The sequence below is a fragment of the Streptomyces sp. NPDC041940 genome (genome assembly GCF_055589465.1).
Genome location: NZ_JBVJBP010000008.1, coordinates 121,633 through 144,476, shown reverse-complemented (window position 1 = coordinate 144,476; position 22,844 = coordinate 121,633). Strand labels below are relative to the sequence as shown.

At 73.9% G+C, this 22,844-nt stretch carries 17 protein-coding genes; 11 read left to right on the top strand and 6 right to left on the bottom strand.

Annotation, left to right across the window (positions count from 1 at the left end; all coding sequences use genetic code 11):
* Positions 1-87 precede the first annotated feature (87 nt).
* Complete coding sequence (locus ACZ6I3_RS16440) at positions 88-1,590, top strand: cellulose binding domain-containing protein (RefSeq protein ID WP_469415194.1); 1,503 nt, start codon at positions 88-90, stop codon at positions 1,588-1,590.
* Between the two features lie 221 nt (positions 1,591-1,811).
* A complete protein-coding gene (rsgA, locus tag ACZ6I3_RS16435; protein ID WP_469415193.1) occupies positions 1,812-2,918 on the top strand; it encodes a ribosome small subunit-dependent GTPase A in 1,107 nt (368 codons plus the stop codon).
* Positions 2,919-2,927: 9 nt separating this feature from the next.
* Here the strand turns inward: rsgA and ACZ6I3_RS16430 are convergent, their stop codons facing one another.
* On the bottom strand, positions 2,928-5,759 hold the full coding sequence (locus tag ACZ6I3_RS16430; RefSeq protein WP_469415192.1) for an AfsR/SARP family transcriptional regulator: 2,832 nt from the start codon (positions 5,757-5,759) through the stop codon (positions 2,928-2,930).
* A gap of 140 nt (positions 5,760-5,899) precedes the next feature.
* Here ACZ6I3_RS16430 and ACZ6I3_RS16425 point away from each other — a divergent pair, with 140 nt between their 5' ends.
* The 4 genes from ACZ6I3_RS16425 to ACZ6I3_RS16410 all read left to right on the top strand — a co-directional run bounded on the left by ACZ6I3_RS16425 (position 5,900) and on the right by ACZ6I3_RS16410 (position 11,442).
* The gene (locus ACZ6I3_RS16425) at positions 5,900-6,274 is read left to right on the top strand and encodes a hypothetical protein (protein ID WP_469415191.1); all 375 of its coding nucleotides are present in this window, start codon (positions 5,900-5,902) and stop codon (positions 6,272-6,274) included.
* A gap of 35 nt (positions 6,275-6,309) precedes the next feature.
* Positions 6,310-9,468, top strand: a complete 3,159-nt coding sequence (locus ACZ6I3_RS16420) for a lantibiotic dehydratase (protein ID WP_469415190.1) — start codon at positions 6,310-6,312, stop codon at positions 9,466-9,468.
* Between the two features lie 73 nt (positions 9,469-9,541).
* Positions 9,542-10,957 (top strand): bifunctional transcriptional activator/DNA repair enzyme AdaA, encoded by a 1,416-nt coding sequence (locus ACZ6I3_RS16415; protein WP_469415188.1) that lies wholly within the window; start codon positions 9,542-9,544, stop codon positions 10,955-10,957.
* Positions 10,957-11,442, top strand: coding sequence for a methylated-DNA--[protein]-cysteine S-methyltransferase (locus ACZ6I3_RS16410; RefSeq protein WP_382825875.1), 486 nt, complete (start codon positions 10,957-10,959; stop codon positions 11,440-11,442). Before ACZ6I3_RS16415 ends, ACZ6I3_RS16410 begins: the two co-directional genes overlap by 1 nt.
* A gap of 21 nt (positions 11,443-11,463) precedes the next feature.
* Here ACZ6I3_RS16410 and ACZ6I3_RS16405 read toward each other — a convergent pair whose 3' ends face one another.
* Positions 11,464-11,946 carry a DUF456 domain-containing protein gene (locus ACZ6I3_RS16405; RefSeq protein ID WP_399021712.1) on the bottom strand — a complete coding sequence of 161 codons (483 nt, stop codon included), beginning with the start codon at positions 11,944-11,946 and terminating at the stop codon, positions 11,464-11,466.
* A gap of 210 nt (positions 11,947-12,156) precedes the next feature.
* Between ACZ6I3_RS16405 and ACZ6I3_RS16400 the strand changes: the two genes are divergently transcribed.
* Complete coding sequence (locus tag ACZ6I3_RS16400; protein ID WP_469415186.1) at positions 12,157-13,854, top strand: protein phosphatase 2C domain-containing protein; 1,698 nt, start codon at positions 12,157-12,159, stop codon at positions 13,852-13,854.
* Between the two features lie 66 nt (positions 13,855-13,920).
* Entirely contained in the window at positions 13,921-15,663 is a 1,743-nt protein-coding gene (locus ACZ6I3_RS16395) for a pyruvate dehydrogenase (protein WP_469415185.1), read from the top strand.
* Positions 15,664-15,669: 6 nt separating this feature from the next.
* Here the strand turns inward: ACZ6I3_RS16395 and ACZ6I3_RS16390 are convergent, their stop codons facing one another.
* A complete protein-coding gene (locus tag ACZ6I3_RS16390; RefSeq protein ID WP_469415183.1) occupies positions 15,670-16,968 on the bottom strand; it encodes a helix-turn-helix domain-containing protein in 1,299 nt (432 codons plus the stop codon).
* A 231-nt stretch (positions 16,969-17,199) separates the two neighbouring features.
* On the opposite strand from ACZ6I3_RS16390, the gene ACZ6I3_RS16385 reads away from it, so the two are divergent.
* Together ACZ6I3_RS16385 and ACZ6I3_RS16380 are read left to right on the top strand one after the other, a co-directional pair.
* On the top strand, positions 17,200-17,823 hold the full coding sequence (locus tag ACZ6I3_RS16385) for a hypothetical protein (RefSeq protein WP_469415182.1): 624 nt from the start codon (positions 17,200-17,202) through the stop codon (positions 17,821-17,823).
* A gap of 430 nt (positions 17,824-18,253) precedes the next feature.
* The gene (locus ACZ6I3_RS16380; protein WP_468199046.1) at positions 18,254-18,736 is read left to right on the top strand and encodes an ATP-binding protein; all 483 of its coding nucleotides are present in this window, start codon (positions 18,254-18,256) and stop codon (positions 18,734-18,736) included.
* A 57-nt stretch (positions 18,737-18,793) separates the two neighbouring features.
* Here ACZ6I3_RS16380 and ACZ6I3_RS16375 read toward each other — a convergent pair whose 3' ends face one another.
* Together ACZ6I3_RS16375 and ACZ6I3_RS16370 are read right to left on the bottom strand one after the other, a co-directional pair.
* The gene (locus ACZ6I3_RS16375) at positions 18,794-19,834 is read right to left on the bottom strand and encodes a DUF2637 domain-containing protein (RefSeq protein ID WP_469415179.1); all 1,041 of its coding nucleotides are present in this window, start codon (positions 19,832-19,834) and stop codon (positions 18,794-18,796) included.
* 256 nt (positions 19,835-20,090) lie between these two features.
* A complete protein-coding gene (locus tag ACZ6I3_RS16370) occupies positions 20,091-20,942 on the bottom strand; it encodes a (2Fe-2S)-binding protein (protein WP_469415178.1) in 852 nt (283 codons plus the stop codon).
* 147 nt (positions 20,943-21,089) lie between these two features.
* Here ACZ6I3_RS16370 and ACZ6I3_RS16365 point away from each other — a divergent pair, with 147 nt between their 5' ends.
* Positions 21,090-21,893 (top strand): GntR family transcriptional regulator, encoded by an 804-nt coding sequence (locus tag ACZ6I3_RS16365; RefSeq protein WP_469415177.1) that lies wholly within the window; start codon positions 21,090-21,092, stop codon positions 21,891-21,893.
* A gap of 85 nt (positions 21,894-21,978) precedes the next feature.
* Here ACZ6I3_RS16365 and ACZ6I3_RS16360 read toward each other — a convergent pair whose 3' ends face one another.
* Complete coding sequence (locus tag ACZ6I3_RS16360; RefSeq protein WP_469415176.1) at positions 21,979-22,743, bottom strand: hypothetical protein; 765 nt, start codon at positions 22,741-22,743, stop codon at positions 21,979-21,981.
* Positions 22,744-22,844: the final 101 nt, after the last annotated feature.

The window sequence follows — 22,844 nt, the reverse complement described above, 5'->3', positions numbered from 1 at the left end:
GTGAAAAACTCTTCCCCTGCCCCGAGGTTCCCCCCAACTCCTTTGCCAACATGGTGAGTTGACCTCGCTTGTGGATGCAGGAGACTCATGCCCGACCTGCCGACCCCTCAGGACGCCTCCGAGGCCGCGCTGTTCTCCGAGTGCTGGGACGCGGTCCTCGCGTACGCCGACCTGTGCACGGCCGGTTCCACGGCCGCCGCACAGCTGGGCCGCGAGGCGTTCGCACACGGCATACGTGAGGCACGCGCCGCCGACGCCGGCCCGGTCCGTACCTCCGGGCGCCGACCCGCCCGGCTGCCCCGCATACCCCTGCTGCTGACCGCCGTACGCACCACGGCCGCGGACTGGGAGGACGCGGGGCAGGGCCACAAGCTCGACCCCGACCTGCGGCTGTGGCTCAACTCGGACAAGGCCGCCCGCTACACCGGACCGCCTCTGCGGCGCCCGCTCGCCCTGCGCGGACTGCGCGACCTGCAACAGGCGGACGCGGAACTGCTGTGGCTGGCCGAGGTGGAGGCCCTGCCGCTGTCCCTGGTCGCCCGCCGCCTGGGCCTCGACCCGGCCACCGCCGACGACGAACTCCAGCAGGTACGCACCCTGTTCCGGGACCGCTGCCACCGCAACCACCTCGACACGCCGATGGACGCCCGGTGCCGCAGCTACGCCCGGCTGCTGGACGCCGTCACCCGGGCCCCCGCCGCCGACACCCCGGGCGACCTCTCCCGGCACCTCGCCACCTGCGTGGAGTGCGCCGAGGCCGCCGCCTGTCTGCGCCTGCACGGCGGAGGACTGCCCGCGGCGCTGGCCGGCGGGGTGATCGGCTGGGGCGGACTCGCGTACCTGGAGCGCCGCCGCCGTGCCGCCGAGGTGCGTCTCGGCGTCGGCCGTCCGGGCCGGGCGGAACTGACGAGCGGAGAATCGGAGGAGGGCGCGCAGAAGGCGCGGGTCGCCCGCAACGGCCTCCTCGTCGCCGCCGTCCTGGTCTCCGTCCTGGCGCTCGGCGTCTCGATGATGCCCTTCGGCGGCGGCGGCGACGACCTCGGAGCACGCGGCGACGCCGGCCGTCAGCCGGTGGCCGACCCCGACCTCTCCGTGCCGTCCGTCCCCTCCCTGCCTCCCGCGACCTCGAAGCCGGCCGGCAAGGCAACCGAGCACACCGAGAACAGGGGCAAGTCGCAGAAGCCCCGCAAGCCGGAGAGCGGCGACAGCCGGACCGAACCGCAGGGCACCTCCTCTCCCACGGAACGCCCGGAGGACCGCGAGAGCGAGGACCCCGTCTGCCGGGTCGAGTACGACCTGGTCAACCAGTGGCCCGACGGCTTCCAGGCCACCGTCACCGTCACCACCAACGAGCCCCTCGACTCCTGGCGCGTCTCCTGGTCCTTCCGGGACGGCCAGCAGGTCGGCCAGATGTGGGACGCCTCCGTCTCCCAGAACGGCTCCCGCGTCACCGCCACCGCCGCCGACTACAACAAGTCGGTCCAGGCGGGCGACGACCTGGCCTTCGGCTTCCTCTCCTCCTGGCGCGGCAAGAACTCCCCGCCGTACGACTTCGAGCTCAATGGCGAGGACTGCGCGAAAACCGGTTGACGCGACTCCGCCGTGACGGGATACCGTGACGGCGGTTCACACGAGAAGCCCGAGAGAACCCGAAAGACCCAAGAGTCCAAGGACGAGGAGGTGTTGACCGATGGCTGTCACTGCGACGAGCGCTGCCCGCATCCAGTTCATCAAGTCCACCTCCATCTCCATGGCCACCGGCTGATCCGACCGACCGTCGGGCCGGGGGCCGACCTTGGAAAGGGTCACCCTTGACCTCCAGCTTTGCTTCATCCGTTTCCTCCGCGCTCGCTCCCTACGGCTGGGACGAGGCATGGGCGGCCGAGTTCGCCCCCTACGACACCGAAGGCCTGCTGCCCGGACGCGTGATCCGGGTCGACCGGGGCCAGTGCGATGTCGTCACCGCCGACGGCGTCCTGCGGGCCGACACCGCGTTCGTCACGCCGCACGACCCGATGCGGGTCGTCTGCACCGGCGACTGGGTCGCCGTCGAACCCGGCGGGAACCCGCGCTACGTCCGCACGTATCTGCCGCGCCGCACCGCGTTCGTCCGCTCCACCTCCTCCAAGCGGTCCGAGGGGCAGATCCTCGCGGCCAACGTCGATCACGCCATCGTCGCCGTGTCCCTCGCGGTCGAGCTCGACCTCGGCCGCGTCGAACGGTTCCTCGCGCTCGCCTGGGAGTCCGGGGCGCAGCCCGTCGTCGTCCTGTCCAAGGCCGACCTCGTGCCGGACGCCGTCACCCTCTCCCATCTCGTCCAGGACGTGGAGACCAGCGCGCCCGGCGTGCCGGTGGTGCCCGTCAGTTCGCTCGACGGGGACGGGCTCGACGTGCTCGCGGCGATCGTCGCCGGTGGTACGACGGTGCTGCTCGGGCAGTCCGGCGCGGGCAAGTCGACCCTCGCCAACGCGCTGCTCGGCGAGGACGTCATGACCGTCCAGGCCACCCGGGACGCCGATGGCAAGGGCCGGCACACCACCACGACCCGCAACCTGCTCGCACTGCCCGGCGGCGGTGTCCTGATCGACACCCCCGGACTGCGGGGCGTCGGACTCTGGGACGCCGAGACCGGCGTCGGGCAGGTGTTCTCCGAGATCGCGGAACTGGCCGAGCGGTGCCGCTTCCACGACTGCGCCCACGAGGCCGAGCCGGGCTGCGCGGTGCTGGCCGCCATCGAGAGCGGTGAGCTGCCGGAGCGGCGGCTGGACAGCTACCGCAAGCTCCTGCGCGAGAACCAGCGCATCGTCGCCAAGACGGACGCCCGGCTCCGGGCCGAGATCCGCAAGGACTGGAAGCGGAAGGGGGCGATCGGGCGGGCCGCGATGGAGGCCAAGCGCGGACCGCACTGGCGTTCGTAGCGGCTGGTGCTACGCGACCGAGGTGAGGTCCAGAGCCAGGGCCACCCGGTCGGCCGCCGTGAAGCCTGCGTCGTGCGCCACGACGTAGGCCTCATCGCCGAGTTCCTCCCGCACACGCAGCTCCGCGGACAGGTGCGCGGTGTGGAAGGGCAGCAGGCCGGTCAGGTCCACGCCCATGTCCCGGCGCAGCCCTTCGGCGGCACCGAGCAGCGTGGCCGCGGGGCCGGGCCGGGCGACTGCGGCCGTCGCCCACGCCAGGCTCTCCACGCCCCACACCGGCCCCCAGTTGTCGCCGACCTCCCGCTGCCGGGCCAGGGCGTCCCGCAGCCATGGCAGTGCCCGCACCGGGTCGCCGTACCGCAGCTCGGCGATCCCCGCACACCAGGTCGCCCAGCTCCTGGCCCATTCGGCGCCGGACGCCTCGGCCTCGGCGACGTACGTCTCGCGGATGGCCAGGGCGGTGTCGCGGGGGCCCAGGAAGGCGGCGGCCATGGCCCACATCATGGTGGCCATGTGGGTGTCCCCCGGTTGTCCGGCGGCCCGGAACGCCTCGCGGGCCCGGGCGAGCCGGTCGACGGCCGTGGTGTCGCCGTCGACGAGCAGCGCGCAGGCGCCCTCGACGAACCGGACCGCGGGGTGGGCTGTCGGGGCGGCTCCGGCCGGCCGGCACGCGTCCAGGAAGGTCCGGACGCCGGTCCGGTCGCCCTGGCAGAGGGCGACCCACGCCGTCATCGCGCGGGCGGCGACGTCCCGGTCCGGCCGGAGGGTGCCGTCCGCACGGGCGAGCAGCCGCTCCAGCCAGTGCCGGCCCTCCCCGAGGGTGCTGCTGAAGAACCAGCACCGGGTACGGCCCAGGTCGACCGCGATGTCCAGGCCCGTGCCGGTCAGGTCCGCGGCGGACGCGCACAGGTCGAGGGCCGACCGGATGTTGGGCAGGTCGAGACGGAGCCGGGTGAGCCAGTCCACCTCCCGCGGCCCGCACCACTCGGCGGCGGCCCTGGCCGCGAGGTCCCGGTAGTGGCATACGTGGCGCAGCCGGACCGCCGACACGTCACCGCGTTCGTCGAGCCGGTCCCGGCCGTACTGGCGGATCGTCTCCAGCAGCCGGTATCTGACCCGCGGTCCGGCATGACCGGCGTACACGATCGACTTGTCGACCAGCGCCGCCAGCAGATCACGGACGTCCCCGGGGGCGAGCGCCCCGCCCGTGCCGACCGCCTCGGCGGCGTCGAGGTCGAAGCTGCCGGTGAAGACGGAGAGCCGGCACCACAGCAGCCGCTCGGCCTCGGTGCACAGATCGTGACTCCAGTCGATGACCTGGCGCAGGGTGCGCCGCCGGTCGTCCGGGCCACCGCCCCGGGGCGCGGCCAGCAGCCGGAAGCGGTCGTCGAGCCGGTCCAGGATCTCCCCGGCGGCCAGGGTGTTCAGCCGTACGGCGGCCAGCTCGACGGCGAGCGGGATGCCGTCCAGGCGATGGCACAGCTCGGCCACGGCGGCGCGGTTCGCCTCCGTGACGCGGAAGCCGGGCGCCGAGGCCGCGGCCCGGTCGGCGAGCAGCCGCAGCGCCTCGCAGCCGGTGTCGTCGGCCCGCTCGGGCAGGGCGAGACCGGGGACCACGACGACGTGCTCGCCCGGGACCGCCAGCCGCTCCCGGCTGGTGGCCAGCACGGTCAGCTCCGGCGCCCACCGCAGCAGCCGCAGCACCAGGGCGCCGACCGGTTCCACCAGGTGCTCGCAGTTGTCCAGGACCAACAGCAGCCGTCGGTCGCGCAGATGCTCGGTCACCGCGTCGGCCACGGGCCGGCTGGAGTGGTTGCGCAGGCCCAGCGACTCCGCCACCGCCCGGTCCAGCAGGCCCGGATCGGTCAGCGGTGCCAGGTCCGCGAGCCACACCCCGTCCGTGAAGCCAGGGGCCGACCGGGTCGCGGCGCGCAGCGCCAGCCGGGTCTTACCGACCCCGCCGACACCGGTCAGGGTCACCATCCGGGCCCGCGTCAACAGGTCGGCGACATGGTCGAGTTCTCTCACGCGGCCGACGAACGATGTGGTCTCGGCGGGCAGCCGGCCCGCGGCCCGGTCCCGGCCGGGGAAGGCGGCGGGAGCATCGTCACCGGACAGCACCCGGCGGTGCGCGTCACGCAGCCCGGCCCCCGGGTCGACGCCCAGTTCCCGTGCCAGGGTGGCCGCCGCCTCCCGGTAGCAGTCGAGGGCCTCGCCCTGCCGTCCGCTCCGGTGCAGCGCCAGCATCCGCTGCTCGTGAAAGCGTTCACGCAACGGGTGTGCCCCGGCCAGAGCGCGCAGTTCGGACAGCACCCGCGCGTGCCGGCCCAGCGCCAGATCGGCGTCGATCCTCAGTTCCAGGGCGTCGAGCAGGGCCTCGCCCAGGGCGGGCAGCACCTCCCGCAGTGACTCGGCCGGCAGGTCGGGCAGCGGGTCGCCCCGCCAGAGCCGGACGGCCTCGTGCAGGGGGCCGGACGCCTCGGCCGGACGCCCCGCCTCCAGCGCCGTACGGCCGTGCCGGACCAGGGCCGTGAAGCGGTGCAGGTCCACGTCCTGCGGGGCCACGTCGAGCAGATAGCCCGACGGGCGGGTCAGGACAAGGTCGCGGCCGAGAGCGCGGCGCAGCCGCAGCACGTAGTTCTGCAGGGCGTTGGGGACACGGGCGGGCTGCCGATCGCCCCACACCCGGCGGGCGAGGCACTCCACCGGCACGGTCCGTCCGGCGTCCACCAGCAGCGCGGCCAGCAGGGCCCGCAGCCGCGCCGCGCCGAGTGGCACGGGCACTCCGTCCCGCCGGATCTCCAGCGGCCCCAGCACCATGAACTCGTAGCGTGCACCCATCGCGTTCATGATGCTACACAGGGTGACTCTCGTGAGGTGGTGTCGGTGAGAGCCGTACGTGACCGGGCCGAGAGCGGGCCGGGTGACGGTGGACGGGTCCATGACGATCCGACGACTCGACGTTCCGAGAGGAGAACACCGTGCACGACGATCCGTTCGACCTCGACGCGCGGCAGACCGGCGCGGGGGAGGGGCACGCTGCCGCCCTGACGAGCACGACCTTGCACCCGTGGGCGGGGGCCGCCGGGCAGCGGACCAGCCACACCATGCACCCGTGGTCGGGTGCCGCCGGGCAGCGGACCAGCCACACCATGCACCCGTGGTCGGGTGCCGCCGGGCAGCGGACCAGCCACACCATGCACCCGTGGTCCGGTGCTGCCGGGCAGCGGACCAGCGGCACCATGCACCCGTGGTCGGGTGTTGTCGGGCAGCGGACCAGCGGCACCCTGCACCCGTGGTCCGGCGCCGCCCGGCACGCGACCCAGCACGGCACGCAGCCGTTCCCGGCGCCGTGACCCGGAACGGCCCTTCGGAACCGGGTCGGACGCGGATGCCGTCCGACCCGGTCTTCACCCCTCTCGGTACCGCCCTGCTGCGCTCCCCCCTGCTCCCCGTCGACACGCTGCGGACACCGGCCACACCGGATCCGGCCGATGTGACGGACGCGACGGACGCGACGGACGAGGCCAAGGCGCTGCGCGCGGCCATCATGGAACTGACCGACGATCCACTGCTGTACGAGGCCCTGGCACTGTCCAGCCCGTCCCTCGGTCGGCGGCTGGAGTCCGTGCGGGCGGGCGGGGACGTGTCCTTGTCCGCGCTGCGCCGCACCTGGCGGGCGGTGCTGCGCTACCGCGTACGGATGGCCGGCCGGCCCACACCGTTCGGGCTGCTGGCGGGCGTCACACAGGCCCGGTTCGGGGAGACCGCGCGGGTGCGGCTCGGGCCGGCGCACGGCAAGTCGGTCCGCCCCGACGCCGAGTGGCTGGCCTCTCTGACGCAACGCTGGGAGCGGGACCCGGCGATCCTGGCCGGACTGCGCCTGTCGGCCAACGGCCTGTGCGTGCGGCGCGGCGACCGACTGGTCCTGCCCTACGCCCCTGCCGCGCCGGAAGCCGGGCCCGCGGAGGCGGAGGAACCCCGCGAGGTGTCGGTGCGCTGGACGACGGCCGTGGCGGCGGCCTATGGGCACGCCCGCCGGCCGGTGACCCATGCCGCTCTCACGGAACATCTCCGTGCCCGGCTGCCCGCCGCACCCGCCGGCGCGATCGAGAACCTGGTCACGGAACTCGTCACCCTCGGCTTCCTGCTGACGGACCTGTCGCCGCCGCCCGGAGCGGCGGATCCGCTGGCGCACGTGACCGACTGCCTGGCGGATGTCCCGGCCGCGAGGGGCGAGGCACGGCGGCTCGCGGGGGTGGCCGCCGCACTCGCCGACTACGCCGAACGCCCACCGGGCCGGGGGCTGCTCGCGCTGCGCACGGCCGAGGACCGCATGGACGCCCTGACCCAGCGCCCGTACCGCCTGGCCGTGGACACCGCGCTCGACGCGGACATCACCCTGCCGTACGCGGTCGCCGAGGAGGCACGGCGCGCGGCGGACCTGCTGTGGCGCCTCGGCCCTCCGGTCTCCGGGACGACACGTCCACTCGCCCCCTACCATCGCGACTTCCTCGAACGGTACGGCCTCGCACGGGCGGTACCGGTGCCCGAGCTCCTCGATCCGGTCGGCGGACTCGGCCCTCCGCTGCCGGACACGACGCCGCGTGCAGGTGCCCGGGACCGTGTGCTGACGGCCCTGGCCCAGGAGGCGACCGCGTCCGGTGCGCGCGAGATCGTCCTGGCCGACCGGGACCTGGACGCCCTCGGTGACGTCTCCGGTGCCCCTCCGCCCTCGGCCGAGCTGGTCTTCCAGCTCTTGGCGCCGTCCGAACAGGCGCTCAACGAGGGGAAGTTCACCCTTGTCGTGTCCGACCGGCTCACCGGCACCTGGCCGGCCGGCTCCCTCGCGGCACGGTTCGCCCGTCTGCTGCCCGAGGCGGGGCGGCCGTTCGCCGAGACCGCGCCCGCGGCGCTCGCCGGTGCCGCCTCGCCGAACGGTGCCGTCCTCCCGGTCCAGTTGGTCTTCCGCCCGGCCCTGTCCCGCGCCGGCAACGTCGTCCGCACACCCCGCTGGGTCGAACACACCGTGGCGACCGGCGTGTTCGGGGAGGGCTCGGAGCCGGGGCACCTCGCACTCGACGACCTGGCGGTGGTCGGCGAGCCGGACCGGCTGCGGCTGGTGTCCCTCCGGCACGACGGGCAGGAGGTCGCCGCGGGCACCTTCCACATGCTCGACACCAGGCTGCTGGCCCCCGCGCACGTAAGCCTGCTGCATCTGCTGAGCATCGACCACCTCCGGCCCCTGCTCGGCTGGGACTGGGGGACGGCACGGGACTGGCCCTGGCTGCCCGCCGTACGCCACGGCCGGACCGTGCTGTGCCGGTCCCGGTGGCTGGTCCGGGACGCCGATGTCCTGGACCACCGCACCGGGTTCACCGCCTGGTCGGAGGCGCTCGGGTCGTGGCGGCGCCGGCTGCGGGTGCCCGATGTGGTCGAGGCCGGCAGCGGTGACCGTCTGCTGCCGCTGGACCTCTCCCGTACGGCGGACGCCCGGCTGCTGCGCGAGGAACTGCGGCGCGACCCCGACACCCCGCTGCACGAGCGGCCCGACCTGACCGGAGACGGCACCGGCTGGCTCACCGGACCGCACGGCACCCACGCCGCCGAGATCTCCGTACCGTTGCTGCGCCGCGCGCCCTCCGCCGCCACCGCCACCCGGGCCGTCACCCGGCGTCCGCTCGTCCGCCGCGGCGACGACCCCGAGGGCGGCCTGCCGGGAGGCTCATGGCTGTACGCCAAGCTGTACTGCCCCGGCCCGCTCCAGGACACGGTCCTCGCCCGCCACCTGCCGGAGCTGCTGGACGCCCTGCCGCCCGAGGCGGACCGCTGGTTCTTCGCCCGGTACGCCGACCCGGACCCCCACCTGCGGCTGCGCCTGCACGGCGCCCCACGGACGCTGTACGGCGAGATCCTCCCGGCGCTCCACGACCTGGCGGCGGACCTGCGGCGGCACAGGCTCGTCGGCCGGCTGGCCCTGGACACCTATGACCCGGAGACGGAGCGGTACGGAGGCACCGCCCGGACCATGGAGGCGGCGGAACGGGTGTTCCACGCCGACAGCGCGGCGGCTCTCGCACACCTCCGCCTCCTCGACCACGCCCGGCCACCGGCCGACCGGCTGCCGCTCACGGCGGCCGGCCGGGCCCAGTTCGCCTGGCACCTCGTCCCGGGCACCCCGGCCGAGCGCGCCCGGCGCCTGCTCGCGGTCGCGCCCCGCGACGAACACCACCGTGCCTTCCGCGACCACCGTGCCCAGGCACTGCGGCTCGTCGACCCGTTCGGTGACTTCGCGGCCCTGCGCGAGGAGACCTGGGCGGCGCCGCTCCTGACCGCCTGGCAGACCCGCGCGGCCGCCGCCGGCAGCCTGCGCCGGTGCCTCGCCGAGACGCCCGCCGACGCCGACGCGGTACTGGCCTCCCTGCTCCACATGCACCACAACCGGCTGACCTCCGACCCCACACCCTGGTCCGAGGGCCGGGTGGCCGCCGTCGCCCGCGGTGCCGTGGAGGCCCACCTCGCCCGCCGCGAGGCGCGGCCCGCTCCATGACACGGCCCGGCACCCGAAGCGCCCTGTCCGATTTCCGCCAGCGACAGGCCGGACCACAGCGGAGACTGGACGTGTGAGAGACCAGGTAACGGACGAGGACACCAGGTACGAGGCCGTACGCAGCCGCGACGCCCGGTTCGACGGCGTGTTCTTCTTCGCCGTCGAGACGACCGGCATCTACTGCCGGCCGAGCTGCCCCGCGGTCACCCCGAAGCGGGCCAACGTACGGTTCTTCGCCACGGCCGCCGCCGCGCAGGGCTCGGGCTTCCGGGCCTGCCGGCGCTGCCGCCCGGACGCCGTGCCCGGCTCCGCCGAGTGGAACGTCCGCGCGGACGTGGTGGGCCGGGCCATGCGGCTGATCACCGACGGCGTGGTCGACCGGGAGGGCGTCGCCGGTCTCGCCGCACGGCTCGGCTACAGCGCACGGCAGGTGCAGCGGCAGCTCACCGCCGAACTCGGCGCCGGGCCGGTCGCGCTCGCCCGGGCCCAGCGCGCCCACACCGCGCGCGTGCTGCTCCAGACCACCGCGCTGCCGGTCACCGAGATCGGATTCGCCTCGGGCTTCGCCAGCGTCAGGCAGTTCAACGACACCATCCGGGCCGTCTACGCCTCCACCCCGAGCCGGCTGCGCGCCGCCGCCGTCCCGAAGGGCGGCCGGAACCGCCGTACGGCCACCCCGGACGCCGGCATCCCGCTCCGGCTCGCCCACCGCGGCCCCTACCAAACCGGACCCGTCTTCGACCTGCTGGAACGCGAGGCCGTACCCGGCGTCGAGGAGGTGAGCGGCCCGCCCGGCGCGCGCACCTACCGGCGCACACTCCGGCTCCCGTACGGCACCGGCATCGTCGCCGTCGACGAGCGCCCCGGCACCGCCCGCGCCGGGCTCGGCGCCCACCCCGGCGGCTGGCTCGACGCCCGGCTGCACCTCACCGACCCCCGCGACCTGACCACCGCCGTCCAGCGGCTGCGGCGGCTGTTCGACCTCGACGCCGACCCCTACGCCGTCGACGAGCGCCTCGCCGCCGACCCCCGGCTCGCGCCCCTGGTCGCCGCCCGGCCCGGGCTGCGCTCGCCGGGCACCGCCGACCCGGAGGAACTCGCGGTACGCGCGCTGACCGGCCCGACGGCGGCACAGCGGCTCGTACTGCGGTACGGCAAGGCGCTCGACGCCCCCTGCGGCAGCCTCACCCACCTCTTCCCCGAGCCGGCCGTCCTCGCCGCGGCCGAACCCGGCGGCACCCTCGGCGCGCTCACCGCCGCCCTCGCCGACCACGCCGTACGCCTCGACCCGGGCGCCGACCGGGACGACGCGCAGGACGCCCTGCGCGCCGTGCCCGGCCTGGACGCCCGTACCATCGCCGAGATCCGCACCCGCGCCCTCGGCGACCCGGACGTGGCCCCGCCCGGCCTCGACGTCCCCGACAGCTGGCGCCCCTGGCGCTCGTACGCCTTGAACCACCTGCGCGCAGCAGGGGAGTGGGAGTTGTGATGACCACGACGTACTGGACGACCGCGGACGGCCCGCTCGGGCCGCTGCTCCTCACCGCCGCCCCGACCGGCGAGCTGACCTCGCTGTCCGTGCCCGGGCAGAAGGGCGGACGCGTGGTCCTGGACGACTGGCGGCAGGACCCCGGGCCCTTCCGGGCGGCCGAGGAGCAGCTCGCCGCCTACTTCGCCGGGGAACTGAAGGAGTTCCGGCTGCCGTGGCGCACCGAGGGCACGGCCTTCCGGGAGAAGGTCTGGGCCGCGCTGGACGACATCCCCTACGGCTCGACCGCGACCTACGGCGAGATCGCCGCGCGGATCGGAGCGCCCAGGGCGGCCGTACGGGCCGTCGGCGGGGCGATCGGCGCCAATCCGCTGCTGGTCGTCCGGCCGTGCCATCGGGTGATCGGCGCCGACGGCACACTGACCGGGTACGCGGGCGGCCTGGACCGCAAGGTACGGCTGCTCACGCACGAGGGTGTGCTCTGAGCCCGCCTTCCCGGGGCGGTGTCAGCCCCAGAAGACCGCGCCGAGCCAGGCCGCCGCGATCAGCTGGCAGGTGAACAGTTCCGTCAGGATGCTGGAGCCGCCCGAGCGCATCACCTGACGCACGGCGGCGACCGCGTCGCCGTGGCGGCCGAGGCGGCGGCGTTCGTAGAGATAGATACCGGCCAGATATCCCGGGATCGCGCCGAGCACGGGCAGCAGGACGAAGCCGAGGGTGGAGCCGCCTCCGGCCCAGGCCAGCATGCGGCGGTTGGCGCCGCTCGCCCGGAGCCGCCGGGGCGGCAGGGCCCAGCGCACGCCCTGGGAGACGAACATCAGGACCGTGGCACCCACCAGGGTCCACCACGCGACGGGCTGGGGATCCTTCAGCGCCCACCACATGACCGCGGCCCACACCAGCAACGACCCGGGCACCGCGGGCAGCAGCACTCCGCACAGACCGAGCAGGATGACCAGCCCGACCAGCAGGAGGTCCCACACTCCCATCTGACCAGCCTGCCGGAATCCGTGAGAAGACGCAGGTCAGGAGCGTGGCCGTGGTCAGGACCCGCAGGTCAGCCGCCCGGGGCCCGCCATCCGCCCATATCGCATGGCCGTTCTAGGGATCACTCGCGCAGCCGTTTCACCGTGCCGGGACGGGCCGGTTTTTCCGGAAGCCCCGTTTTCATCCCGGCCGTGCGGTGGACAATTACGGGCATGAGCCAGCAGGGGGGAAGGCCCACCGGTCATGACGACGACTGGTGGAGGCAGTTGTACGACGACTCCACCGACGACACGGGCCCCGCACCCGCCCCGGATTCCCTGGACGACCGCTTCGCCTCGGCGGCGGGGGCGGTAGGGGACCCGGCGGACGAGCGGCCCGCCGCCGAGCCGGTGGTCCCGGCGCCCCGGGCAGGCGCCGCCGAGGTCACGGACACGCCGCGCCGCGCGCCCTGGGAGCCGCCGCCGGCCCGGCTCACGGACCCGGTGACCTTCCCGGCCGCCGCGAAGCCGCCGGGCCGGTCCGGGCAGGTACCGGACCGGCCCCCCACGGCCGACGCGACCTCACCGGCCGCGCAGGGCCCGACGGAGCCCTCCGCGGCGGCGGCCCCCACCTCGCCGCCCTCCGAGGTCCCACCCGCGTCCCCTCCACCCCTCCCCACCACCCCACCCTCCTGGCCCAGCCCGGAATTCCGCCCCGCCGAGCCCGCCTCTCCCGCTGCCGAGCCCAGCGGGACAGCCCTCCCCGCCCCGGTCGACCCACCGGCCCCGCCGCCCCGCTCCGCCGAACGTCCGCCGGCACCACCACGCCCAGCCGACGCACCGCCCGCGCCACCCCGCCCCGCCGACCCGGCGCTCGCCCCGCCTCGCCCGGCCGTCCCACCGCCTCCGCCGCATGCCCCCTCCGACCGACCCGCCCCCCGGATCGAGCGCCCCGCGCCCTCTCCCCGGCCCCGTGGGCACGTGGGGTCCGGGCCGCCCACCTACGACGCCGAACCCGTCGCGCTTCCGCCGGCCGACCCCGATGATCTCGATGACCTCGTCGCGGACACCGTGCTCGACGGGGCCCGGTACGGGGCCTGTACGTTGCGGGCCGTGTCCGTGCGGGGGGACTCCGCGCGGTACCGGGGCGAGCCGCGGCGCGACTCGTTGCTGACCGCGCGCTTCGGTACGGGCGAGCACGCGCTGCTGCTGGTGGCGATGGCGACCGGGGCCCGTGCCACGCCGGGGGCGCACCGGGCCGCCGCCGAGGCCTGTCACTGGATCGGGCGGGCCGTCGGGCGCAGTCATGCCCGGCTCGTCGCGGACATAAGGGACGGCCGGCGCGGCGACCTCAAGTCCGGACTGCACCGTCTCACCGACCGCAGCCTCGGCAAGCTCCGCGCCAGCGCCGCCGAACAGGGCGTCGACCCGGAGGAGTACGCCGCCGGCCTGCGCTGCCTCCTGCTGTCGGCCGATCCGGAGTGCCGTACGCGCGTCTTCTTCGGCGTCGGACCCGGCGGGCTGTTCCGGCTGCGGGACGGTGAGTGGCAGGACATCGAACCGCAGATCGCCGAGATCAAGGGCGAGCCCGTGATGGGGTTCGGGTCGCCGCCCTCCGAGACGCCCGAGGGCGACCGGTTCACCATGGACCTGGGGATCCCGACGCCGCCCAGCCCTTACGAACCGGCCCCCGAGCCACCCCGCGAACCCTTCCGCTTCCGTACCTCCGTCGCCCGCCCGGGTGACACGCTCCTGCTGTGCAGCGGCGGCCTCGCCGACCCGCTGCGCGGCGAACCCGAACTGGGCGACTACCTCGCCGAGCGGTGGTCCCGCCCCGACCCGCCCGGCCTCGCCGCGTTCCTCGCGGACTCCCAGGTGCGGGTCAAGGGCTACGCGGACGACCGTACGGCCGCCGCCGTGTGGGAGGCGTGAGCGCGCACCCTGTGACTTGATGGAACCCGGAGGGATCCCCGGAGACCGAAGGGGCACACGAGAACCATGGCCAAACAGAACGTCGCGGAACAGTTCGTCGACATCCTGACCCGCGCCGGAGTCAAACGCCTCTACGGAGTCGTCGGCGACAGCCTGAACCCGGTCGTCGACGCGGTCCGGCGCAACTCCGCCATCGACTGGATCCACGTCCGGCACGAGGAGACCGCCGCCTTCGCCGCGAGCGCCGAGGCCCAGATCACCGGCGGGCTCGCCGCCTGCGCCGGCTCCTGCGGCCCGGGCAACCTCCACCTCATCAACGGCCTGTACGACGCCCACCGCTCCATGGCGCCCGTCCTCGCCCTCGCCTCCCACATTCCCTCCAGCGAGATCGGCCTCAACTTCTTCCAGGAGACCCACCCCGACCGGCTGTTCGCCGAGTGCAGCCACTACAGCGAGCTGATCTCCAGCCCCCAGCAGATGCCCCGGCTGCTGCAGACCGCCATCCAGAACGCCGTCGGCCGCAGCGGCGTCAGCGTCGTCTCCCTGCCCGGCGACATCGCCGACGAGCCCGCCCCGGAGAAGGCCGCCGAGACGGCCCTCGTCACCTCCCGGCCGACGGTCCGCCCGGGTGACGAGGAGATCGCCCGGCTCGTGAAGATGATCGACGAGGCGGGCAAGGTCACCCTCTTCTGCGGAGCGGGCACCGCGGGCGCGCACGCCGAGGTCATGGAGTTCGCCGGGAAGGTCAAGTCCCCGGTGGGCCACGCCCTGCGCGGCAAGGAATGGATCCAGTACGACAATCCCTACGACGTGGGCATGAGCGGGCTCCTCGGCTACGGCGCCGCCTACGAGGCCACCCACGAGTGCGACCTGCTGATCCTGCTCGGCACCGACTTCCCCTACAACGCCTTCCTCCCCGACGACGTGAAGATCGTCCAGGTCGACGTCCGGCCCGAACACCTCGGCCGCCGTTCGAAGCTGGACCTCGCGGTGTGGGGCGACGTACGCGAGACGCTGCGCTGTCTGATCCCCCGGGTGAAGGAGAAGCGGAACCGCCGATTCCTCGACCGCATGCTGAAGAAGCACGCCGACGCTCTGGAGGGGGTGGTGAAGGCGTACACCCGCAAGGTGGAGAAGCACACGCCGGTCCACCCCGAGTACGTGGCGTCCGTCCTCGACGAAGTGGCCTCCGACGACGCCGTGTTCACCGTCGACACCGGCATGTGCAACGTCTGGGCCGCCCGCTACATCACGCCCAACGGCCGCCGCCGCGTCATCGGCTCCTTCTCCCACGGCTCGATGGCCAACGCGCTGCCCATGGCGATCGGCGCGCAGTTCACCGACCGCAAGCGGCAGGTCGTGTCGATGTCCGGTGACGGCGGGTTCTCCATGCTGATGGGCGACTTCCTGACGCTGGTGCAGTACGACCTCCCCGTCAAGGTCGTCCTCTTCAACAACTCCTCCCTCGGCATGGTCGAGTTGGAGATGCTGGTCGCCGGGCTGCCGTCCTACGGCACCGCCAACAAGAACCCCGACTTCGCCGCCGTCGCCCGGGCCTGCGGCGCGTACGGTGTGCGGGTCGAGAAGCCGAAGGAACTCGCGGGCGCCCTCAAGGACGCTTTCAAGCACAAGGGACCGGCCCTCGTCGACGTCGTCACCGACCCCAACGCGCTGTCCATCCCGCCGAAGATCAAGGCCGAGATGGTGACCGGCTTCGCCCTGTCCGCCTCCAAGATGGTGCTGGACGGCGGGGTCGGCCGGATGCTCCAGATGGCCCGCTCCAACCTGCGCAACGTGCCCCGGCCCTGAGCGCGGTCAGCTGTAGGGCCCCCACTGGCGTGCCGAGGTGTCGTACATGTACCGGGGCAGGCCCTTGATGCCGCTGGTGCGGAACGGGCGGCCGTCGTCGTCGATACGGACCGTGCCCTCGCGGCCCTGGGAGGACCAGTCCAGTTCGAGGTACCAGCGGCAGTCGCATGTCACGGTCCGTGCGGTGACCAGCAGCACCTCGGGGTCTTTGGCCGAGACGCGGTACGGCATGCGCACCGCCGGGATCGGCACGCCGGTGTCGCTCCCGGCGACCGCGCGGGCGATGGGGCGGTCCTTGTCCAGGTTCACGTCGAAGAAGCGCGGGGTGACCGCGCCGCCGCAGCCCTGGTCCATGGCGTAGGCGTTGCCCGGGGCGGGAGCCGCACGCCCCACCACGCGCACGCGCAGCGCGTTCAGCACGACGGCCGTGTCGGTCCGCCCCTGCACCGACAGCTCCACGAGCGTCTCGCCGCCGTGCACCGCGCCCTGCGTCGCCGCCCAGGTCCCGGCGTCCTGCGGGGCCGGGGGCGGAGGCACCTGCCCGGGCGGCTTGGCGATGACGTAGTCGTGACCGCAGCCGAGCTTCCAGGCCTGGGAGTCGGCGGTCCAGGTGAGGGGCGGGGCGGGCTTCTTCCCGCTGGGTGGCGGGGTGGTGGTCCGGGCAGAGGGGGCGGAGGAGGGCTTCTTCGTGCTCTTCGGGGTGGCGGAAGGCCGCTCGGTGGTGGGGGAGCCGCTCGGGGTGGGCGAGGTGCCGCTGCGGTCCGGTGCCTTGGCCTCCGTCGTGCCGGACGCGGTGGGTCCGGCCGTACGGGCACGGTCGGCGGCGGGGCGCCGTCCGTCCGGCAGCGCGGACAGACTCCCGAGCGTCGCGAGCAACGCACAGACGGCGGCCAGCCCGACCGCGACGCGCCTGCGGCGGTACCAGGGGAGGCGGGGGAGCGGGGCCGGATCCGGGTCGCCCGCTTCCTCCCCGGCAGGGACCGTCGCCGCCACCTCCTCCTCGGCAGGGGCCGCCTCCTCCACCACACTCGCCGTACGGGGCCGCCGGCGTGCCGCCACCGCCAGGAGCCAGCGGCGGTGGAGCTCCAGGCGTTCCTCCGGGGTCGCCCCGCAGAGCGCGGCGAAACGTTCCACGGGCGCGAAGTCGACCGGGACCGCCTCGCCCGCGCAATAGCGGTGCAGGGTCGAGGTGTTCATGGCCAGACGGCGGGCCAGCGCACCGTAACTGCGGTCCGTTCGGTCCTTCAGCGCCCTCAGCAGCGCCGCGAACTCACCGACGTCGTCGACGTCGTCCTGTGCCGACACCGTTCCCCCGTCCTCGTACGCTCCGACCGGCCCGGGACGGCATCCCAGGCACCCCTGTACCTGCACGTCAGAAGGGCTGGGATGGTTCCACCCCGGCCGATCGGCAGCGGGCTGTTGCGCCCGGCCGCTGTGACCGCTGATGCTCTTGGTGTCGCACCGGCCAGGCCCGGGCCGACCAGCCGGCCTCGCCGCGGCATCCACGTCCACGCACTCATCCACGGGGGAACACCCATGTCCATGCGCATCCGAACGAGCGCTCTCACCGCACTCACCGTCGCCGCCCTCGCGGCGGGCACGGTTCTCACGGCACCGGCGGCCGGCGCCGCGCCGAAGGCGGCCTCGCCCAAGTTCCTGTCGGCGTCCCAGCTGCCGCCGCACCCGACGTCGTCCTGGACCGCCGGGCCGGTCACCGAAGGGTTCCCGGAGGCACTCGGCTTCTGCGTGAGCACGGAGGGCGTGCCCAGCTACGACTACCGGCACCGGGAGTTCCGGACCGGCCTGGACACCGGCGCCGTGCAGCTGACCGTCGTGGCGGACACGGCCGCCCTGGCCAAGGCCCTGGCGAAGCACTACGACGACCTGATCCGCACCTGCGCCGACCGCATCGAGCAGAACGACCCCGACATCGAGGCCGAGGGCCGGGACTACGGCTCGCTGCCGGTCGAGGAGGGCGCCCGGGTCCGCGGACTGCACACCGAGACGTCCTGGGGCGCCACGGACATCTCGCTGCTGTCCGTCGGCCGGGACGGCCGGACCGTGACCGTCGTGCAGTGGGGGCAGCTGGGCGACTTCGGGGACGCCCCCGTGGCCGCCTTCAAGAAGACGACGACCACCGCCGTCAACAAGCTGTACTGACCGAGCCGCCACCGGAGAGAAGCAGGGCCGTCCTCCCGCCACGGGGGTGGGGAGGACGGCCCTGTTCCGGTCAAGGGCCCGGGGGAGACCGTCGTACTTCGGCCAACTTCACCGGACCGCCGCGCACCGGGGCCGGCTGCCCCACTCCTTCGTCGCGTACGCAAGGATCGGCAGCCGCCCCTCGGTACATCGGCCGATCTCCTGCGGTCACGATCCGCACGACGACATGTACCGGCTACCCTCTTGTCCCCCTCCCCGCATCCGCAGTACCGCTCAGCGGCCCGCAACCCGGCCCGCCGGTCCCGTCCGATTGGCCGAACACTCGGTCGTTGACGACTCGACATGACTGCCGCGTGTCCGATCGGGCATGGATCCCCGTGAACGTGTTCGAGGCAGGAGGGGAACCGACATCGGCGCGCGGGCGGGGGTCATGGAGAGGCAGGCACGAGGAGGCGGTCCCATAACGATCGGGGCCTTCTCGGCGAAGACGGCGGACGACAAGACCGACGACGACACGGAGCAGGTGCCCGTGCCTCAGCTGAGGCGCAGACTCGGGCGGGCGGACCTGCGGGCCGTGCCGGAAGCCCGCAGGGCCCTGCGGGAAATGCTCGGGCAGTGGGGGAGGACCGGGCGATCGGACGTAGCGGAACTGCTCACCAGCGAACTCGTCACCAACGCGATCGTCCACACCGATCGCGACGCGCTCCTGACGGCCACGGTCGGACCGCGTGGACTACGGGTGGAGGTACGGGACTTCGTGGCCCGCAGACCCCGGCTGCGCGTACCGATCGCCGACGACGGTACGAACGGCAGGGGCCTGTTCCTTGTGCAGTCCCTCGCGGACGCCTGGGGCGTCAGGCCGCACGGAGTGGGCAAGGCCGTCTGGTTCGAGCTGGAGGCCGAGGCGGCGTGAACGGGAAGGGGGCGCGGCCCGCAGGCCACGCCCCCTTCCCGGCTCGGTTCGGCCGGACTAACCGAACTGCTGCTCCAGGTCCTTGAGCTTGCGCTCCAGGGAGTCCAGACGCGGCAGTGCCATGGTGTCGTCCTCGGCGGTGAGGTCCACGGTCACCGGGTCAGCTCCTTTGCGAGCGGGCTGCAGGGAGGGACGCGAGCGGACGGGCAGCGGCTCCGGCGCGGATATGGCAGGCTCCGCGGTGACCTGCGAGGAGCCGCGCTCCACCTGCACCTCCAGCTGCCGGCCGCCCCCGCGTCCGAAGTGGCCGCGGTGGCCGCGGCTGATCGCCTTCAGCTGGGCCCGCTCCACGCGCTGCTGGTCGCGCCGCCGCTGCCGGGCCTCGTCCTTCTTGCGCTTGTCGTCGCGCACCTCGTCGACCGCCTCGTCGAGGCTGCGCACGCCCTCCAGGAGCATCAGCGACCAGGCGCTGTACGTCTCCCGGGGAGCCCGCAGCCAGCGGACGATACGGATCTGCGGCAGCGGGCGCGGCACCAGGCCCTGCTCCCGCAGGGCGGCGCGGCGGGTCTGCTTCAGCGCGCGGTCGAAGAGCACCGCCGCCGACAGGGACATGCCGGCGAAGAAATGAGGGGCGCCCGCGTGGCCGATGCCCCTGGGCGCGTGCACCCAGTTGAACCAGGCCGCGGCGAAGGCGAACGTCCAGACCAGTATCCGGGAGCCGAGCGCCGCGTCACCGTGACTGGCCTCGCGCACCGCCAGCACGGAGCAGAACATCGCGGCGCCGTCCAGGCCGAACGGGACGAGGTACTGCCAGCCGCCGCTGAGGCCGAGGTTCTGCTCGCCGAAGCCGACCAAGCCGTGGAAGGAGAGCGCGGCGGCCACGGCCGCGCAGCAGAAGAGGAGGACGTAGGAGACGGTGCCGTAGAGGGCCTCCTTGCGTCTGCGGCGTTCTTCGCTGCGCTCCCAGGAATCGTCCGCGCTCGTGTCCTTGACCGAGGAGCGCTTGCCGCGCGCGAGAACCGCTATCGCCGCCAGCATGCCCAGGAGAAGCACGGCGCCCGGAAGCAGCCAGTTCAGCGATATGTCGGTCAGTTTCATCTGGGGGTCCCTTGCATTGGGATAGGGCGTAACGCCCGCCATAGTGGCCCAATCCCGACGTCCCTCAGGGGGTTTCGGGGCAAGAGGCCGCCAAGGAAGTGCAAGGGAATGTTCAGGGCGGCGTTCTGCTCGAACTGCCGCGTGAGGGGCGGGAGTTGAGTTCGAACAAGACTACCCGTACGGGTGGTTCCCCGGAAAGTTGCTGCGCGTTTTGGCGATGATCCTACGGGAGGAGCCGGCTCTTTCTGAGGGTGTCTCAACTGGCGGTGGCCAGCAGCTTGGTGACCCGGTCGGCGTCGCAAGTGCGCGGGCAGGTGGCGCAGGTGTCCTGCGGGCGCAGCGTGTAGAACATGCAGCAGCTCGCGCGGTCCCGGGTGCGCAGCGCCTCGCCGCCGGGGCCGGTCAGCTCCCGGAACGCCGCCGTGCCCACGTACGGCTTGGTCGCGCCGGGCAGGAGCAGCTCCAGCTCGCGCGTCGCGCGCCGTTCCTCGATCTCGCCGAACAGCTGGGCGATGTACCAGAGCCCCTCGACGATCTCGTCGGTCGCCATGCCCCACAGGGCCCGGCCGCGACGCCGCATCCGGGGTCCGAAACCGGTCAGGACCGGCTCCAGGTGCTCGGCGACCGCCGACCGCACCTCGGCCCGCAGCGCCTCCTCGTCGGGGACGACCCGGGCGCCGGGCAGCGTGGCGGCCTCGTCGCCGGGCAGGCACGCGAAGCCGGCCGGGCGGACGGCCATCCGCCCGATGGGGTGGCCGGGGGCGGTGCGGTCGTACGAGACGTGCGTCACCGGGTAGCGGGGCACACGGCGGTTCAGGAACCAGGGGACGGTGATCAGGAGGCAGGCGGGCCAGGCGTAGCGGTGCAGGCCGAAGCTGGCGACGACGTCGGGGCGGGCCCGCAGGCCGTAGTCCCGCTGTACCTGGTCCTCGTCCCAGGACAGGAAGGCGTCGAGTGCGGGGCCGGCGGCCGCGAGGTCGGTGGCCGTGACCCAGGCGCCACCCTGCGGGGTGGCGTCCCCGGGGGTCAGTTCGGTGACGGCGAGCCCCGGGAGGACCTCGGCCAGACGGGCGTAGGCGCCGGAGACTGCCGAAAGGGGCTCGGGCATGCGATCACCGATCTACTCAGAGGTAAGCCTAACCTAACTCAAGATCCCTGGGATTTGAACTGGCGCTCGAGACGCTTATGGTGCTTGACGGGCAAGTGACAACCCGCCGTAATGACCCCAAGTAGGGATACGTCCGGAGGAGGACCCTTGAAGCAGGGCGCGCAGGGCTCCGCCGGGACGGAGGAGCCGTGGTCTGCTGTGCCGGCCGGGCAGGCCCGGGTGCCGCGACAGGCCGGGGCTGCCGGGGCCGATGGGGCTCGGGCCGACGGGGCGGTGCGCGGTGAGCACACGCATGGTGAGCCGGCCCTCCCGCGGTCCAGGGCCGTCATCCAGCGGTCCTCCGTGCGCGGGCAGATCGTGGACGCGCTGCGGGCCGCGCTGGTGGCCGGGGATCTGAGGCCCGGTGAGGTGTACTCGGCGCCGGTGCTGGGCGAGCGGTTCGGGGTGTCGGCGACGCCGGTGCGGGAGGCCATGCAGCAGCTGGCCATCGAGGGTGCCGTCGAGGTCGTGCCGAACCGTGGATTCCGGGTGGTCGAGCGGGGGGCGCGGGAGCTGGCGGAACTGGCCGAGATCCGGTCCCTGATCGAGGTCCCGGTGATGCTGAAGCTGGCCCGTACCGTTCCCGCCGAGCGCTGGGCCGGGCTGCGCCCTCTCGCCGAGGCGACGGTCCGCGCGGCGTCCTCCGGCTGCCGAGCGACCTACGCGGATTCCGACCGGGTGTTCCACCGGGCCGTGCTGTCCCTCTCCGGCAACGAGCAGCTGGTCCAGATCGCGGAGGACCTGCACCGGCGGGCGCAGTGGCCGCTGGTCGGGGGCGGGCCGAGTGGCCGGGGGCGGGCCGAACTGGTGGCGGACGCGCATGAGCACACGGCGTTGCTGGACGCGTTGGTCGCCCGGGACCTGGACGTGGTGCGGGTACTGGTGGGGGAGCACTTCACGGGCGCGGGCTGAGGGGGCCGGCGCAGCGGCACCCCGCCGCGCCGGGCCGCGGACCCGCCCGGGCCTCGGCTACGACGCCGAGTACCCCGTCACGAGCTCACGCCGTCGCCGCCGGTGGCAGCGGGGCCAACTGCCGGGCCAGCCAGGTCGGTACGCCCCCGAGGAGCCGGAACAGCCGCCGGGCCTCCTCCCGTAGCCGGGACGCCTCCGGCTCGGTCTCCGTGTCGGCAAGGGACACCAGCGCGGGCGCCGTACCGACGAGATACCCCAGCTCCTCCCGGATCCGCAGCGACTCCGCGAAGCCGTGGCGGGCCTCCGCCAACTCCCCGTCCCGCAGGGCGAGTCCGGCCAGATGGCGCCATGTGAACGACAGCAGCAGCGGATTGTCATGCGCCGTGGCCCCCGCGTGCGCACGGCGGTACGCCGCCCGCGCCGCCTGCGGGGCACTCGTCAGGTTCTCCGCCAGCAGACCGCGACGGAAGTCCAGCAGGGCCCGCTGCGACGCCCCCGGAGGGATCAGCGCGGCCGCCCGCCCCAGCGCGGCCCGCGCCTCGTCGGCCCGGTCCCGCACCACGAGCAGCGTCGAGGCGTAGGCCAAGTAACCGCGTTCACAAGCGGCCGCGCCCCGCTCGTCGTCGGTGTGGGCCAGCGCCTCGGCCGTGCGCAGCGCGTCCTCGGCCTCCTCCCAGCCCCGCTCGGTGTACAGACACCGTTCCACCAGCAACGACGCGCGTTGGAGCGCCGCCGCGGGTGTGTCCGGCAGCAGCAGGGCGGCCGCGTCGGCCCAGCACCCGCGTGAGCGCAGCCGCCATACCGCGGTCTGGAGGGGATCGTCACCAGAGGTCGTTCCGTTACCAGACATGGCGGTATGCGCCACGTTGCCCTCCCCGAGCACGCCATCGAGCTGTTGAGTGGTGGCGGCATCTCAGCACGAATCGCGGGGCCGGGCCAAGGGGGTGGGTG